General features: G+C 71.9%; 11 protein-coding genes and 1 pseudogene. 8 read left to right on the top strand and 4 right to left on the bottom strand.

Going from position 1 to position 15201, the window contains the following annotated elements; all coding sequences use genetic code 11:
• Positions 1–114: 114 nt before the first annotated feature.
• From MFF64_RS14975 to MFF64_RS15010, 8 genes are all read left to right on the top strand, one after another.
• A complete protein-coding gene (locus tag MFF64_RS14975) occupies positions 115–1542 on the top strand; it encodes a calcium-binding protein (protein ID WP_135417460.1) in 1428 nt (475 codons plus the stop codon).
• A gap of 424 nt (positions 1543–1966) precedes the next feature.
• Positions 1967–2311 carry an NADH-quinone oxidoreductase subunit A gene (locus tag MFF64_RS14980; protein ID WP_091887272.1) on the top strand — a complete coding sequence of 115 codons (345 nt, stop codon included), beginning with the start codon at positions 1967–1969 and terminating at the stop codon, positions 2309–2311.
• Between the two features lie 8 nt (positions 2312–2319).
• Entirely contained in the window at positions 2320–3204 is an 885-nt protein-coding gene (locus MFF64_RS14985) for an NADH-quinone oxidoreductase subunit H (RefSeq protein ID WP_238191352.1), read from the top strand.
• A complete protein-coding gene (locus tag MFF64_RS14990) occupies positions 3201–4139 on the top strand; it encodes an NADH-quinone oxidoreductase subunit J (RefSeq protein ID WP_091887277.1) in 939 nt (312 codons plus the stop codon). Before MFF64_RS14985 ends, MFF64_RS14990 begins: the two co-directional genes overlap by 4 nt.
• Positions 4136–4447 (top strand): NADH-quinone oxidoreductase subunit NuoK, encoded by a 312-nt coding sequence (gene nuoK / locus MFF64_RS14995; RefSeq protein WP_060850433.1) that lies wholly within the window; start codon positions 4136–4138, stop codon positions 4445–4447. Before MFF64_RS14990 ends, nuoK begins: the two co-directional genes overlap by 4 nt.
• A complete protein-coding gene (locus MFF64_RS15000; protein ID WP_135417461.1) occupies positions 4444–6294 on the top strand; it encodes an NADH-quinone oxidoreductase subunit 5 family protein in 1851 nt (616 codons plus the stop codon). The genes nuoK and MFF64_RS15000 overlap by 4 nt, the downstream gene beginning before the upstream one ends.
• A gap of 15 nt (positions 6295–6309) precedes the next feature.
• Positions 6310–7785, top strand: coding sequence for a complex I subunit 4 family protein (locus MFF64_RS15005; protein ID WP_135417462.1), 1476 nt, complete (start codon positions 6310–6312; stop codon positions 7783–7785).
• Positions 7782–9236, top strand: coding sequence for an NADH-quinone oxidoreductase subunit N (locus MFF64_RS15010; protein WP_091887283.1), 1455 nt, complete (start codon positions 7782–7784; stop codon positions 9234–9236). Before MFF64_RS15005 ends, MFF64_RS15010 begins: the two co-directional genes overlap by 4 nt.
• A gap of 121 nt (positions 9237–9357) precedes the next feature.
• Here the strand turns inward: MFF64_RS15010 and MFF64_RS15015 are convergent, their stop codons facing one another.
• The 4 genes and pseudogenes from MFF64_RS15015 to MFF64_RS15030 form a co-directional block, all read right to left on the bottom strand.
• Positions 9358–10647, bottom strand: a complete 1290-nt coding sequence (locus MFF64_RS15015) for a multidrug ABC transporter ATPase (RefSeq protein ID WP_135417463.1) — start codon at positions 10645–10647, stop codon at positions 9358–9360.
• 262 nt (positions 10648–10909) lie between these two features.
• A complete protein-coding gene (locus tag MFF64_RS15020) occupies positions 10910–11221 on the bottom strand; it encodes an aminoglycoside adenylyltransferase domain-containing protein (RefSeq protein ID WP_245524439.1) in 312 nt (103 codons plus the stop codon).
• A gap of 649 nt (positions 11222–11870) precedes the next feature.
• Positions 11871–14222, bottom strand: a pseudogene (locus tag MFF64_RS15025) (heavy metal translocating P-type ATPase); the annotation flags it as partial.
• An 82-nt stretch (positions 14223–14304) separates the two neighbouring features.
• Entirely contained in the window at positions 14305–14838 is a 534-nt protein-coding gene (locus MFF64_RS15030; protein ID WP_395411332.1) for a lytic transglycosylase domain-containing protein, read from the bottom strand.
• Positions 14839–15201: the final 363 nt, after the last annotated feature.

Here is a 15201-nt window from a genome sequence, read left to right on the forward strand (position 1 = left end):
AAACAGCTTCGCGGGCGGGGTGTTGGAAGCCTGCCTACCCCGATGGGGTATAGGCGGATGCGCAACCCGGGCGGGTTGGCTTCCGATTCTTGGCTCATCGGCAGGAGACCCCTCATGTCGCATCGCTCGCACCACCAAGTCCCTGCGAACGACCACAACGTTCAGGAGGACTTCGGCGACTACCGATTGCTCATCGGAGAGCGAGATCCCGACGCCTACCCCGGCACCGGCCGGATGGACATCGCCTTCGGCCGAGGCGGGAGCGACTATCTCGCCGGCCGAGGCCAAGACGATGACCTGCAGGGCGGCAAGGGCAACGACGTCCTCCTGGGGGGCGCCGGCATGGACCACCTCGACGGCGGCAAGGGAAACGACGTCCTGATCGGCGGCGGGGCCGCGGACGCATTGCGTGGCGCCGAAGGGAACGACTATCTCAACGAGGGCGTCGGACACGGCGATCTTGAGGGCGGTCCCGGCAACGACATCCTGACAGGCGGTCCGGGAGGCGATGCCTTCGTCATCTCGCCCGACAGCGGCAACGACGTCATCACCGACTTCTCCGCCGGTCCCGGCATCCTGGACCACCTCGCGGTACGGGACCTCGCGCCCGAGGACCTCAGGTTCCAAGACACTTCCGCCGGTGTGAAGATCAGCTGGGACGTGACCGGGGGCGAGGGCTCGGTCCTGCTGGCGGGCGTCCGGAAGACGGACCTCGCGCAGGACGATTTCATGTTCACGGACGACAGGATGCTCATTCAGCCGACGAGCGCGGACGCGGACCACGTCACCGCCTTGAGCTACGCGAAGGACGAGGGCTTCAACCTCGGCGCCCCGAACCCGGGGAGTGACACCGGTTCCGCAAACACGTTCCGCTTCGACGAGTTCAACGTAAGGGAAGGCTCCAGCCAAGCCGATACATTCCAAGGCACCGGCGAGCGGGACTACTACTTTGGCCTAGGCGGGAACGACCTGCTGTTCGGGGCTGCCGGGGACGACGATCTACGCGGCGATGCCGGCGACGACGTCCTCGACGGCGGTGCGGGCCAGGACGACCTCAGGGGCGGCGCCGGCTCGGACCGGTTGTACGGCGGCGATCAGGCCGACAACCTCATGGGCGAGGACGGCAACGACAAGCTCTACGCCGGCGCCGGCCACGACATGCTCGACGGCGGCAAGGGGAACGACGAGCTGAACGGCGGCGACGGCGCCGACGCCTTCATCGTGGGACCCGATACCGGGAACGACGTCGTCACCGGCGGCTTCGACGCCGGCCCGGGCGCCTTCGACCATATCGCGTTCCGGGACATCCTGCCGAGCCAAGTCACCGTTGCCGACGGGGTCTCGGCGCACGACGATGGGCACACCGGCCTCCTGGTCAGCTGGCAGACGGACCAGGGCAACGGGTCGATCTTCCTTGAAGGCCTGACGAAGAGCCAGATGGCCCAGGACGATTTCATGTTCAACGCGGACGACGGACGGGCAGGCGCCTTCGTGAACGACCCGGCCATCACGTCGGTCGGCTCCCAGCTCATCTTTCAATAGCCGGCGATACCTGCGGCTGGCGAGCCTCACCTGCCACGGTGTCTGAGGCAGGATGGTGCCCGCGGCACGGCCGCGAGCGCCCGACCACTTCCCCGAGCCGCCGGACCGTGCGTTCCCACGCCGGCCTGGATCCCCGGACCACCCCGTAGCAGGGCCGCCACGATGAGCCGCATCGAGAGTTCGTCCACCCCCGGGGGTGCCGAGGTCGGGGAGGAGGGGGGAAGGCCCGCTCCGCGGGGCCGAAGCCGCGCTTCCCGCGGTCGGTCTGCTCAGCGCCTTCGCCAACCTCCTCCGCCTGTCGACGACCATGCGGGGCGGGCGTTCGCGGAGGATTGACGCCGTCGACATGCGGGCCACGTCGCCTAGGCGTCCCAGGCCACGGAGGGGCCCTGCCTCGGGTGGGGGCGGTCAGCAGGAGAAGGGAATGGAGCGGATGCCGGCGCAAAGCCCAGTCCTGGGTGATTTCGGGTTCGTGGCCCTCGTGCTGCTCATGGCCATGGGCCTTGCGCTGCTGGCCGTGGCCGCGTTCGCGCGCGCGCCAACGCGGACCGTCCGCGCTCCCCCCGCGTGGGCGCAGTTCCGCTTCGGTTACGCGGTCTACGCGCTGATCTTCCTCGCCTTCGACATGGAGATGATCTTCATGTACCCGTGGGCGGTCGTCTTCGCCGACATCGGCATGAGCGCCTTCCTCGACATGCTGGTCTTCATCGCGCTCCTGTCGGCTGGCATCGCCTACGCCTGGGGCATGGGCGGGCTGCGATGGGAGTAGCGGCGGCCTTGGCGGTCCTGGGCGCCCTGCTCGGGGGGGCTGCCCTGACGCTCGCGGTCGAGCACGCGTTCGTTCGCATCGACCGGGAGGCCGGCCCGGCGCGGCACACCGAGCTGCGGCACAACCTCCAACTGCCCAACGCCGACCGATGGCTGCTGCCGGCCGGTCCGGTCGTGGCGCTCGCGGGCGTCGCGCTCGCCATGGTCGTGCTGCCCCTCGGCCCCGGGTTGATCGGGAGGGACCTCGGCATCGGCCTCTTCTACGTCATCGTCGTCGTGGATTTCGTGGTGCTGGGCCTGGCTCTCGCCGGCTGGGGCGCGAATACCCCCGAGGGGGTCGAGGCATGCTACCGCATCGTCGCCCAGCTCGTGGCGTACGTCGTGCCGCTCGGGCTCGCCTACGTCGGCGTGATCATGATGGCCCGTTCGTTGTCGACCGTGGCGGTGGTCGACGCGCAGCGCGGCCTCTGGTTCGTCGTCCTGCAGCCCTTGGGCTTCCTGCTCTACGTCGTCACCGGGCTGATGCAGTCGTATCGCGCCCCGTTCCTGGAGCCGTTCGCGGCCTCGCTGGGCGGCGGCGTGCTCGGTGTCGCTGGCGGCTGGTCCGCGCTCGTCTGGCGGGTAGCGCTCGCCGGCGTGCTCCTGGTCGTCGCCGCGGTCGGGGCGGTGCTCTATCTGGGAGGTCCCTCGGGTCCCTGGCTCCCGGGATGGGCCTGGATGCTCGCGAAGACGTACGGCCTGATGGCGCTGATGCTCGGGCTCGGGCGCCTCGTTCGCCCGCTCTCGACGGCGGAGACGCTGGCCCTCTCCTGGAAGATCCTGATCCCGCTCGGCCTCGTCAACGTGCTCCTCGTCGGCGGCCTGATCCTCCTCGGGGTGGGGCCCGGCGCATGATGGCCGCCTTCGATATCCTTGCCTTCGGGGCCTGCTCCTTCGTCGCCGTCGCCGGCGCGCTCGGCATGGCGACGACGATGAGTATGTTCCGCTCCGGCATCTTCCTGATGGCCTCGTTCATCGGCGTCGCCGGCCTGTTCATCCTGCTGTCGGCCGACCTGATCGGGCTGCTCCAGGTCATGATGTACATCGGGGGCTTCCTCGTCATGATCCTGTTCATGGTGCTGGTCATGCACGATCCCGGCGGGGCGATGATGGCCGGCATGGAGCTGTCCCCGCTGGAGCGCTGGTTCAGCAAGGGCCTGGTGCCGCGCGACGAGGCCACAAGCGCGGGACAGGACGACCCTGCGAGCGGCGAGGGCCGCAGCCACGCCGGGAACCGGCACGAGGGCCATGCCATGCCGCACGGCGAGGGACGGCACGGCCACGCGCGCGACCACGGGGGTGGTGCCATGCCACACGGCGCCCACGGCGGACATGCGGAGCACCGGCACGCAGACCACCAGCACGGGGATGGCGGCCACGGCGGAATGGACATGTCCATGGTGACGCCCGTGCGCCCCCTCGCGGCCTGGCTCGCAGCCGCCGCCGGGGTCGTCCTAGTGGGCATGCTGTTCCTGCGGCCGGCTTGGCCCGTGACCGACGCGGTACCGGATCCCGACTCGGCCCGGCGGGTCGGCAACCTTCTCATGGACAAGTACATGGTCGCTTTCGAGGGCGCAGGCTTCCTGATCCTGATCGGCATCTTCGGCGCCGTGCTGCTTGCCCGGCCCTCGACCCACCCGGACGACCCCTCGCGCGCCGCAAAGGCCGCCGTCGACGCGAAGCCGGAGGCCATCCGGGACGACCGATTGGCTCCGCTCGCGGAAGCGGGCGGCGCGCCCGAACCGGAGCACCACGGGAGCCACCACGGACACGAGGACCACGTCGGATGACCGTGCCGCTGACCGCCTATCTCGTCGTCGCCGCGCTCCTGTTCGCCATCGGCGTCTACACCGTCGTCGCCCAGCGCTCGGCGGTCATGGTCCTGATGGGGGTCGAGGTGCTCCTCAACGCCATCGGCCTGAACGTCGTCGCGTTCTGGCGCTTCACCGCGCCGACCGACTACTCCGCGCAGGTCCTCGCCATCCTGGTCGTCACCGTGGGGGCTATCGAGATGGCCATCGGTCTCGCCCTCGTACTGCTGCTCTACCGGCAGCGCCGGACCGTCGAGGTCGACGCCTACACCGACCTGAACGGATGACGGCGCTCCTGGCCATCCCCCTCCTGCCGCTCCTCGCGGCAGTCACGGCCCTCGCCGCCGGCCGGCGCCTGCCATGGGGCGGCGGCGAACTCGTGGTCGCCGGGGTCGCCCTCTCCCTCGTCGCGCTCGCGCTGGTCCCGACCGGGGCAACGATGACCGTGAGCTGGTTCGAGAGCGGGGACTACCGGCTGACCGTCGGGCTCGCGGCGACCCCTCTCACCCGGTTCGTCGCGATGGTCGTCGCCGGCGTCGCCGTATGCGTCGCCACCTACGGGGTCGGCTACATGGGCGGCCGCCCGGACCGGCCCCGCTTCTTCGCCGAACTCGGCCTGTTCGTAGGGGCCATGCTGGCCCTCGTCCTGGCGAACTCCCTCGCGCTCCTGTTCGCGGCCTGGGAGATGGTCGGTTTGGCGTCCTTCCTGCTGATCGGCTTCGAGCACGACGCGCCGGGGGCCGCCGGTGCAGCCTCCAAGGCGTTCCTGATGACGAGGGCCGGCGACGTCGGCCTCCTGCTCGGATGGTTGCTGGCGCTCGCAGCCACGGGGACCACGGACATTGGCGCTCTCGCCGGGGCCGTCGAGGCGGGCAGGGTCGCTCCCGGCGCGGTGACCGCGATGGCGCTCCTCATGCTCGCCGCCGCGCTCGGCAAGAGCGCCCAGCTGCCGTTCTCCGCGTGGCTCCCCGACGCAATGGTCGGGCCCACCCCGGTCTCGGCCCTGCTGCATTCGGCCACCATGGTCGCCGCCGGCGTGTTCCTCGTCCTTCGCCTCGACGCGGTCTTCGCCGCGGCCCCGCTCGCGATGGCTGCCCTGTTCTGGGTCGGTGCGGTCACGGCGGTCTTCGCGGCGCTCGTCGCGACCGCCGAGGCGGACCTGAAGCGGGTGCTCGCCTGGTCCACCTGCTCCCAACTCGGAGAGATGATGGTCGCGCTCGGCCTCGGCGGCGCCCGCGCCGCGGCCTTCCACCTCGCGGTGCATGCGGCCTTCAAGTCAACCCTGTTCCTCGCGGCGGGCATCGTGCAGGAGCGGGCGGGCACGCGCGCGCTCGACCGCCTGGGCGGCCTTTTCCGCGCCCTGCCCCTCGCGGGAGCCGCCTTCCTCGTCGCGGCCCTCGCACTCGCCGGCGTTCCGCCGCTCTCCGGATTCTGGAGCGAGGAGGGCATCCTCGCCGTCGCGTCGCAACACGGTCCGGGGGCGGGGGCGCTCGTTGTGCTGCTCGTCCTTCTCGGCGGGACCTACATCGGTCGCGCGGGGACCGCAGCCTTCCTAGGCCGGCGCCGAGACCGGGCCGGGACCGGCAAGACCGCCTGGACGATGCGCGCGGGCACGCTCGCGCTGGCGCTCGCCGCGGCGGTACTCGGCTGGCTGCTGGCCGGCAGCCTCGGCGCCCTCCTGCCGATCGAGGCCGACCCCGGGGCGGAGGTCTCCTGGCGGAACCTCGGCATCGCGGCCGGCCTCCTCGGCCTCGGCATCGGGGTTGCCAGGGGAAGGGGCGGATCACCCGCGCTCGGCCCGTGGCCGGCTCGGCTCGCCGCCGGGCTTTCGGCGGCCACGGCGGCCCCGGCACGCTGGACGACGCAGCTCGCCCGGCGCCTCGGACCCCTTGAGGACGCGCTCGACGCGGCAGCCCGACGCGTCGCCGGGTGGACCTGGGGCGCCGGCGAGGCGGCCGGTCGCATCGAGGTGCGCGGCTTCGCACGCCTGGGGGACGGGCTCGCGGCTTGGCTGGCCGCCGGGGGCGAGCAGCTCCGCGCGCTCCAAGCCGGCCGCCTCTACCTCTACACGCTCGGCCTGTTCGCCTGGGCCACGGCCGCCCTGGCGGCCGGCGCCCTCCTGCTCTGGCCCTGAACCCGAGTTGACCCGATGCTCACGGCGACGATCTTCCTCCCCCTCCTGACGGGCCTCGTCGTGCTGGCGTTGCCGCGCGGCCGCCCGGGTCTCGCGCGTCACGTCGCTCTCGGCGGCGCGATCCTGACGCTCGCCGCGGCGCTGGCGCTCTGGGCCGGATTCGAGCCAGGGGGAGGCCTGCAATGGCGGGCGACCCTGCCGTGGATCCCGTCGGTCGGGGCGGCGTACGACGTCGCCGTCAGCGGCCTCTCCCTGTCGCTGATCCTGCTCACCGCCCTCCTGCTCACGGTGGTGATGGTCTACGTGCTGGGCGAGCACGACCGGGCGCACGCCCACGCCTTCCTCTTCCTCCTGCTCGCGACCGGGCTGATCGGATTGTTCGCGGCGCAGGACCTGCTGCTGTTCTACCTGTTCTTCGAGGTCGGCCTGGTACCGATGTACTTCATCGTCGGCATCTGGGGCGGGGAGCGGCGGCGGTACGCGGCGCTCAAGTTCTTCCTCTACACCCGCGCCGGCAGCCTCGCCATGCTGCTCGGTTTCCTCGCCCTCTACCTCGCCATGGAGCCCCACACCTTCTCGCTTCCGGCCATCGTCCAGGCGCGGCCGCTGGACCGGACCCCGCTCGCGGGCGGCCTCGTCTTCCTGGCCCTCCTCCTCGGGTTCGGGGTGAAGCTCCCGGTGGTGCCGCTGCACAACTGGTTGCCCGACGCGCATGTCGAGGCGCCGACCGAGGGCAGCGTCGTGCTGGCCGGTCTCCAGCTCAAGATGGGCGGCTACGGCATGCTCGCCGTCCTCCTGCCGGTCCTGCCGGAAACCGCCTCCCGGTTCGGCTGGCTCCTCGTCGCGCTGGCGCTCGCCTCGCTCCTTCACGGCGCCCTGGCGGCGCTGGCGCAGTCCGACATGAAGCGGCTCGTCGCCTACACCTCCGTCAACCATATGGGCTTCGTCACGCTCGGCGTCGCGGTGGCGGCGCTGGCCGGCAACGAGGGCGTGCGCCGGCTGGCGCTCAACGGCGCCGCCGTGCAGATGGTCAGCCACGGCTTCCTGACCGGCGGCATGTTCCTGCTCGTGGGCATGCTCCAGCACCGCGCCGGCACGCGGGAACTCGCCCGCTTCGGCGGCCTGATCGGCGCGATGCCGGCCTTCAGCGGGCTGTTCGGCCTGCTCGCCTTCGGCTCGCTCGGGCTCCCGGGCCTGTCCGGCTTCATCGCGGAGTTCCAGGCCATCGGCGCCGCCCTGCAGCTCTCCGCCTGGGTCGCCGCGCTCGCCGTCCTCGCGCTCGTCGTGACGACCGCGGTCTACCTCCGGTTGATGACGGGCCTGCTGATGGGTCGGGCGCCGCCCGACATGCCGGCGCTGCCGCCCCTCACGGCGGCCGAGGCGGGCGCGGCGGGGGCGCTCGCGGCCCTGGCGGTCGGCATCGGCGTCCTGCCGGCCGTCCTCGTCGCGCTGCTCGACGGCACGACCGCAGCCCTGGCGCACCTTCCATGACCGGCGGGCAGACGATGGGCGGCTGCATGGATCTCGGCGCCGTCGCGCCCGAGATGGTCCTGGCGGGAAGCGCCCTCGCGCTGGTCCCGGTTGCCGGCTGGGTCCGGGGCCGGTGGCGCCGCCTGCCCGCCGCCGTCGCGCTCCTCGCCCTGCTCGTCGCGATGGGCCTGACCGCGCCGATGCTGACGGCCCCGCCGCGCGAGGCCTTCTGCGGCACCTACGCCGTCGATCCGTTCCGGGGCTTCTACCAGTTGGTCATCGAGGCCGGCGCCCTGGTGAGCCTGCTCGCGCTCGGGTCCCACTTCCGCGGGAGCGAGCAGGAACCGCACCACCCGGTCGCGCTGCTCATGGCGACCGTCGGTGGCATGGGGCTCACGGCGGCGACGGATCTCGGCCTCATCATCCTGTTCCTGCAGATGGTGAGCTTCCCCTCCTACCTGCTCGTCCTGCTCGTGCGGAGCGACGGACCGGCCCAGGAGGCGACGCTCAAGTACTTCCTCTACGGCGCCGCCGCGCTGGCGGTGATGGCCTACGGCCTCACCTTCCTGTTCGGCCTCACCGGCAGCCTGAACCTGCGGGCCATTGGGGCGGGGTTGGCCGGCGCCGACCGGGCCTGGGTGGCGCTGGCCTTCGGCTTGGTCCTCGTCGGCTACGGCTTCGAGATGACGCTGGTGCCGTTCCACGTCTGGGCCCCGGACGTGTTCCAGGGCGGGACGGCCCCCGCCTCGGGCTTCGTCTCGGTCGTGCCGAAGGTGGCAGCCTTCGCCGGCCTCATCCGCTTCCTGCTGGCAGCGATGCCGGACGGCCTCGCCGCCTGGCCGACCGTGCTCGCGCTCCTGGCCGCCGCGACGATGACCTTCGGCAACCTGGTGGCCCTCCGCCAGGCGAGCCTGAAGCGCCTGCTGGCCTATTCGAGCATCGCCCAGGCCGGCTACGTGCTGATGGGGGTTGCGGTGGCCGGGCAGGCCCCGGACGCCCTGCCGGCCATAGGCTATTACCTCGCGGCCTATCTCCTGATGAACCTCTCGGCGTTCGCGGTGGTCGCGCAGGTCGAGCGCATGACCGGGAGCGACGCCCTCGCCGCGATCCGCGGCCTCGGACGGCGGGCGCCGGGGCCAGCGGCGGCGCTGGCGCTCGCCCTCCTGTCGCTCGCGGGCGTCCCGCCGTTGGCGGGCTTCGCCGGCAAGGTCTTCCTGCTCGTGGCCGCCATCGAGGGCGGCTTCGCTTGGCTGGCCGTGGTGGCCGCCGCCAACATGGCGGTGGCGCTGTTCTACTACGCGGCCGTCATCGCGGAGACGTACTTCAGGGACCCGGACCGTGCCGAGGGGCCGGCATCCGGCTCCGGCTACGCATGGGCGCTCGGCTTGTGCACGGCAGGGACGCTGGGCCTCGGCATCGCGCCGGGCCTGGGGCGCGGGCTGGCACAGCTCGGCGCGACGCTGCTGCGGTAGGAGCGGCCGTGCCGGAGGGTGAGGGAGGTGCCGCCTCCCAGGGGCGCCCGGCCATGCGGGATGGCGTCGTCGCGCGGGGCCGGACGCCTTCTCGCGAGGCTCCGGCGCTCGCCGGCTTCGCTCAGGCCGCCCGAACGGTCCGGTCGCGCGCCGACCTCTCCGTCGCGTGATCCCCATGCCCCGCCGGCCTGAGGGCCTTGGTGACCTCCTCGAAGCGCGCGCTCGCGTCGGACCAGGCCTGGGCGAAGTCGAACAGCTCGCGCATGGCCGGGGCGATCTCCTTGTAGGCGGCCAGGGCTGCGACGAGCGCGCCGAGCGAGAGCTGACCCTGCACGACGAGGTAGCCGCCGATCGAGAAGAAGAAGAACGGGGTGAGGTTTGAGGTGTAGTTGTAGAGGCCCTTGAGCCGGCCCTTCAGGTCGTTGATCTCGATGCGCACCCCCTCAAGCTTCCGGGCCTGCCGCATCTGCCGGCTCAGGTCGGAGGGCTCGCACGCCTCGCGGCCGGCCTGCCGCGCGAGCGCGGGAGCGGTGAGGAGCGCCCCCAGCTCCCGCGTGGCATGCACCCTTTGCCGGACCTTCGCGTTCAACCGCCCCTGCAACCGCGGCAGGATACTCAGCTGGACCGGCAGCATGATCAGGGCTGCCATGGCCAGGGCGGCGTTCTGCAGGAGGAGGAACACGATGCTGGTCACGAGCGTGCCACCTTGGACGAGCGGCACCACCACTAGGCTGCCGCCGAAGTAGCCGATGGGCTCGATCTCCTGGACCGCGACGGCGGCTAGCGTGGCCCCCCGTTCGGGGGAGCGCTCGCCGCGCGCGCGACGGACGACGGCGAGGCGGAGGCGGCGCACGAGGCGCTCGTTCACGCGCCCCCGGACCCGACTGACCGCGTACTTGGCGAGACCGCTGAGCGTGAGCACGGCCAGGTAGCTGGCGCACAGCGCGAACAGCAGCTCGATGCGGCCCAGATGGAGGCCGACGAAGGCCATCTTCGGGTGACCGTCGCCCGCGTCATCGGCAAGGGCGTGGTTGATGATGTGCTTGGGGATCTCAAGGAGGAGCCAGGCCGCCGGCAGCGTCAGGACGGAGAGGAGCACGAGACGGACCTGCAGCCGCGACGTCGCACGCACGACGTAGGACTCCAGCCGCGCCGCCACGGCCGGACGAGAGCTCGGCCGTCCCGGCTCGTCCATGGCCGCGGCGGGTGGCGGAAGCGCCGCCATCCCGCGGGTGCGATGCCACCGGGCGGCGGCCCAGCGCAGGCCCGACCGGGCAGCGAGCCAAGCGGTCCAGCCAGGCGCCACGACGAGGACCAGGACGGTGACGAGGTCCACCCACCAGTGGGTGCGGGTGTGGTCGAGGCCCAACGTCTGATGGATCAGGTCGTGGATGATTGGCGGGGTAAGCAACGGGTACTCCTGGCGACAAGGCTCTGGCGGTTGTTCGGGCAGAAGGGCGCAGCGCGCCTAGCCCGAATACCTCCGAATAGGCTAAGGCCTGCCTCTCCCGGGAACGCCGGAGGGGCGTCCGGCAGAACGAAGGCCGATCACGTTGGCTCCCTTTCCGCGGCCCGCCCGCATGCCTGGCGTAACGGCCAAGCTCTGGACGGCGTAGGCTACCGCGAACCGCAGCGCGGCCGTTCCCGACCGGGCGATTTGGGGACCAGCCCCTTCAGCCCGGTCTGGAACCGCCAGGACTGACGACGAGCGTTCGTGCATCGTCCGCGACGATGCGGACAACAGCCAACGCGTCGCGGCCGCGCTCTCCAAGCGTCCCGTAGAGGCCGGCCGCCTCGGGCTCCCTACGGACGCGTAGGGCTTCGTCGATGATGCGATGCCACTCCGGCTGGAAGGTGATCAACCCATACAGGCCGGCGTTGCTCTTCGAGGGTACGACCCCGGTTGCGAGTACGTAATGGAGCCGGCACATACCGAGGACGAACCGTTCGACCCCGTCCGCCGCGAGGAGTGTCTCGTCCGCCATATCGGGTCCGAGCCATATGCCCCAGCATCCATTGGCGCTGGCCAGGGCCCATCGTTCGAGATGGGCCGCACCACGCCAGAGCCCGGTGCCCGCGCAGAGTGGACCGCGAACGGTGACTGCGCTGGCCCTTAGGACGCTCCAAGTGAGCGGATGCTGGTCGTGGCACCCGGACTCGAAAAGTCGCCCCCGCTGGACGCAGGGGCTGTTCGGGACGGCAAGCGGGCCGGCCCGCAGGTCGTTCCAGGTCAGGTAGATGCCGTCGAGCGCCGGGGCCGGCCAACCGAGCGCGAGGTCGGCGTGGGCCTCGGCGAGGGCGGCCAGCTCCCCCCCGCCCCGGGCGAGCCAGGGACACCGCCACGAAATTCACGTCGCTGAGCGGGGGCCGGAAGTCGCCCATGGCGGCGGAACCGACGAGGTACAAGGCCTCGACGAACTCCGGGACGACGGCATCGACCAGGGCGAGGTAGGCGTCCGCGACGCCGAGTGCGAGCGGGTGCGTGGTCACGGTCTCCACGGGCTCATGCGGTTGCTCGGAGGGGGAGGGGGCACGTCCCCGGCTTCGACTGCGCCGGGCCTGCACGCCGCGGGTTGGGCGAGGTCCGTCGGCGAAGGATGGCGATGCGCAGGTCACGGCCGCGTCTCTGCCGAACCGCGCCGCGCGCAGGCGCAGGGCGTTGCCGATCACGCTGACCGACGAGAGCGCCATCGCGGCCGCCGCGATGACCGGCGAGAGAAGGATGCCGAGGAACGGGTAGAGCAGTCCGGCGGCGACCGGCACGCCCAGCGCGTTGTAGATGAAGGCGAAGAACAGGTTCTGGCGGATGTTGCGCATCGTTGCCCGGGACAGGCCCCGGGCCCTGACGATGCCGAACAGGTCCCCGCGGAGCAGCGTAACGCCCGCGCTCTCGATGGCCACGTCGGCGCCGCCGCCCATCGCTATGCCCACGTCCGCCGCGGCTAGGGCCGGCGCGTCGTTGACTCCGTCACCAGCCATCGCCACGACCGCGCCGTGACCCTGGAGCGTCCTGACCACCTCCGCCTTGCGGTCGGGAAGAATCTCGGCCTCGACCTCGTCGATGCCGAGCGCCTTGGCGACGAACTCGGCCGTCGTCCGGCTGTCGCCGGTCAACATGACGATGCGCAACCCTTCCTCCCGAAGCCGTCGGAGGGCCTCGAACGTGCTCGTCTTGATGGGGTCCTCGATGGCGATGACGCCGGCCGGCTTCCCGCCCACGGCGACGAGGACCGCCGTCGCGCCTCGGCTCCGCACCTTCTCGGCCCGCGCCTGGAGAAGCGCCACGTCCGTCGCATGCTCCTCCAGGAAACGCGCGTTGCCGATGGCTACGCGACGCCCCTCGACCGTGCCGAGCGCCCCCTTGCCGGTCGGTGCCTCGAAGTCGGACGCCACGGCGCCCGGGACGACGCGCGCGTCCGCGGCCCGGACGATGGCGAGGGCCAGGGGATGCTCGCTCGCGCGTTCGACCGCGGCGGCGAGGCGCAGCACGTCGGCGTCCGTGAAACCGGGGGCCGGGAGCACGCCGGTGACCTTGGGCCTGCCCTCGGTTAGGGTCCCGGTCTTGTCGATGACGAGCGTGTCGACCTTCTCCAACCGCTCCAGGGCCTCGGCGTTCTTGACCAGCACCCCGTCCCGGGCGCCGCGACCGACCCCGACCATGATCGACATCGGCGTCGCCAGGCCGAGGGCGCAGGGGCAGGCGATGATGAGGACCGCGACCGCCCCGAGGAGCGCGTAGGTGAAGCGTGGCTCCGGCCCGAAGGCCATCCAGGCGACGAAGGCGAAGGCGGCGACGGAGATGACCACGGGGACGAACCAGGCCGCCGCATCGTCCACCAGGCGCTGGACGGGCGCGCGCGAGCGCTGGGCCTCGGCGACCATCGCGACGATGCGGGCCAGCGTGGTCTCGGACCCGACTCGCGTTGCGCGCATGACGAAGCCCCCGGTCGTGTTCAGGCTCCCGCCCACCACGAGGGAACCGGGCTCCACCGAGACGGGGAGAGGCTCGCCGCTGATCATCGACTCCTCCACCGCCGAGCGCCCTTCGACGACCTCGCCGTCGACCGGCACCTTCTCGCCGGGCCGGACGCGCAGGTGGTCCCCGACAGCCACCGCCGAGACGAGCACCTCCTCGTCGGCCCCTCCCGTCCCGAGACGCAGGGCCTTCTGCGGGGCGAGGTCGAGCAGCGCCCGGATCGCGCCCGAGGTGCGCTCGCGGGCCCCGTGTTCCAGCACCTGCCCGAGCAGCACCAGGACGGTGATGACCGCCGCGGCCTCGAAGTAGGCCGGCACCGCCCCGTCATGGCCGCGCAGGCCTTCGGGGAAGAGCCCCGGCGCCACGGTCGCGGCGACGCTGTAGAGGTAGGCCGCGCCGGTCCCGAGGGCGATGAGGGTGAACATGTTGAGGCGGCGGTTCACCAGCGACTGCCAGCCCCGCTCGAAGAACGGCCACCCCGCCCAGAGGACGACCGGCGAGGCGAGCAGCAACTGGACCCAGTTCGAGGTTTGCAGGCCGAGGCGGTCGACGAGGCCGGTCAGATGTCCCCCCATCTCCAGGGCGAAGACGGGCAGGGTCAGGACGAGGCCGACCCAGAAGCGGCGGCTCATGTCCTTGAGCTCGGCGTTCTCGACCGGACCGCTCGTCGGCGTGAGCGGCTCCAGCGCCATCCCGCAGATCGGGCAGCTGCCCGGTCGGTCGCGGCGGATCTCCGGGTGCATCGGACAGGTGTAGATCGCCCCGCCAGGGGCTTCCGGTGGCCCTTTGTCAGCCGCCAGGTAGCGTGCCGGCTCGGCCACGAACTTCGCGCGGCAGCCCGCCGAGCAGAAGTGGTAGGTCGCGTGCTCGTGCTCGGCATGGTGGGGCGTGACCGAAGGGTCGACCTGCATGCCGCAGACGGGGTCCGTCGCGGTTTCCCCGGCAGCGCACGCCGCGCCGTGGCCGTGACGGTTCCCGTGGGCATGGTGCGCGTGGTGGGCGTGGGCCATGGGTTCAGACCTCCAAGCTGCCGCCGACGGCGGGCGGGACCGGGCTGGAGCGGACGTTCACGTGGCTTGCTCCGACAGGTTCTCAGCCGCCGCGCATGATGCGGTCGATGCGCGCCCCGATGCCGCGGACACGCGCCGCATGCTCGGCCCACAGGCGCCGAGCGATTGCCGAACGGGGATCGCTTTCCGTGAGGCGTGCCGCGGAAACCCCGCGGACGCTCCCCCGGAAGGAGGGTGAGGCGGTCCCGGCGAGGGAAGCGTCGGTCGCCGCGAGGCGGACCCGCACCCGCTGGCAGTACGTGGCGGAGCGCGGGCTCATCCGCTCCTCGCCGTGACCGGCCCTGTACTTCATCAGCGTGCGGCAGAGATCGCCCTTCGTGAGCTTCCAAGCTTGTGCGAGGTAGGCGACGCCGAAGCGGACGTTGGTCGCGGGATCGAGGAGGGCCCCGGCGGGACCCGTGTGACCGAGCATGGCCGCGGTCGTCGGCCGGACCTGCATCAGTCCGAGCTCGCCGACCCCGCCGACCGCGCCGGCATCGTACCCGCTCTCCACGTACGCGACGGCATCGGCGATGGCCGGGGGCACTCCGCGCGCTTCGGCCTCGCGCGCGAGCATCCGCCGATAGCTGGCCTGATCCGACGCCGTGCGAGCCGCATCGCCCGCGGATGACGTTACGGTAGGGGCGGACGCGCCCCCGACGGCGACCGCCGGGGATGAAAGGAGGAGTGCCGCGCACGGGACGAGGAACAGCCGGGGACGAGGCAGGACGAGGGCGCCCGGCACCCCCCCTCGCATGCCGGCGGCCGCTTCCGCGGACAGGGACGCCGCCCTCGTCGGGGATGATTGCCTCATCGCGGCTTCCGGAAGCGCGCGATCCCGAAGGGCGGCAGCTTCATCTCGGACATCGAGCGCATGCCGGTCGCGGTCATCCGTGGGTTCCCTTTGGGGGTGAGTCCGTGGGCGGGCGGGGTTTGGTTA

It is taken from the genome of Methylobacterium frigidaeris (assembly GCF_022179185.1).
Taxonomy (GTDB): Bacteria; Pseudomonadota; Alphaproteobacteria; order Rhizobiales; family Beijerinckiaceae; genus Methylobacterium; species Methylobacterium frigidaeris.

Excerpts from the sequence above, each read along its gene's own strand:
- MFF64_RS15010 (WP_091887283.1), top strand. The coding sequence starts at position 7,782 with ATGACCGGCGGGCAGACGATGGGCGGCTGCATGGATCTCGGCGCCGTC.
- MFF64_RS15020 (WP_245524439.1), bottom strand. The coding sequence starts at position 11,221 with ATGGCGGACGAGACACTCCTCGCGGCGGACGGGGTCGAACGGTTCGTC.
- MFF64_RS15005 (WP_135417462.1), top strand. The coding sequence starts at position 6,310 with ATGCTCACGGCGACGATCTTCCTCCCCCTCCTGACGGGCCTCGTCGTG.
- MFF64_RS15030 (WP_395411332.1), bottom strand. The coding sequence starts at position 14,838 with ATGCTCGCGCGCGAGGCCGAAGCGCGCGGAGTGCCCCCGGCCATCGCC.
- MFF64_RS15000 (WP_135417461.1), top strand. The coding sequence starts at position 4,444 with ATGACGGCGCTCCTGGCCATCCCCCTCCTGCCGCTCCTCGCGGCAGTC.
- MFF64_RS14975 (WP_135417460.1), top strand. The coding sequence starts at position 115 with ATGTCGCATCGCTCGCACCACCAAGTCCCTGCGAACGACCACAACGTT.
- nuoK (WP_060850433.1), top strand. The coding sequence starts at position 4,136 with ATGACCGTGCCGCTGACCGCCTATCTCGTCGTCGCCGCGCTCCTGTTC.
- MFF64_RS14980 (WP_091887272.1), top strand. The coding sequence starts at position 1,967 with ATGGAGCGGATGCCGGCGCAAAGCCCAGTCCTGGGTGATTTCGGGTTC.
- MFF64_RS14990 (WP_091887277.1), top strand. The coding sequence starts at position 3,201 with ATGATGGCCGCCTTCGATATCCTTGCCTTCGGGGCCTGCTCCTTCGTC.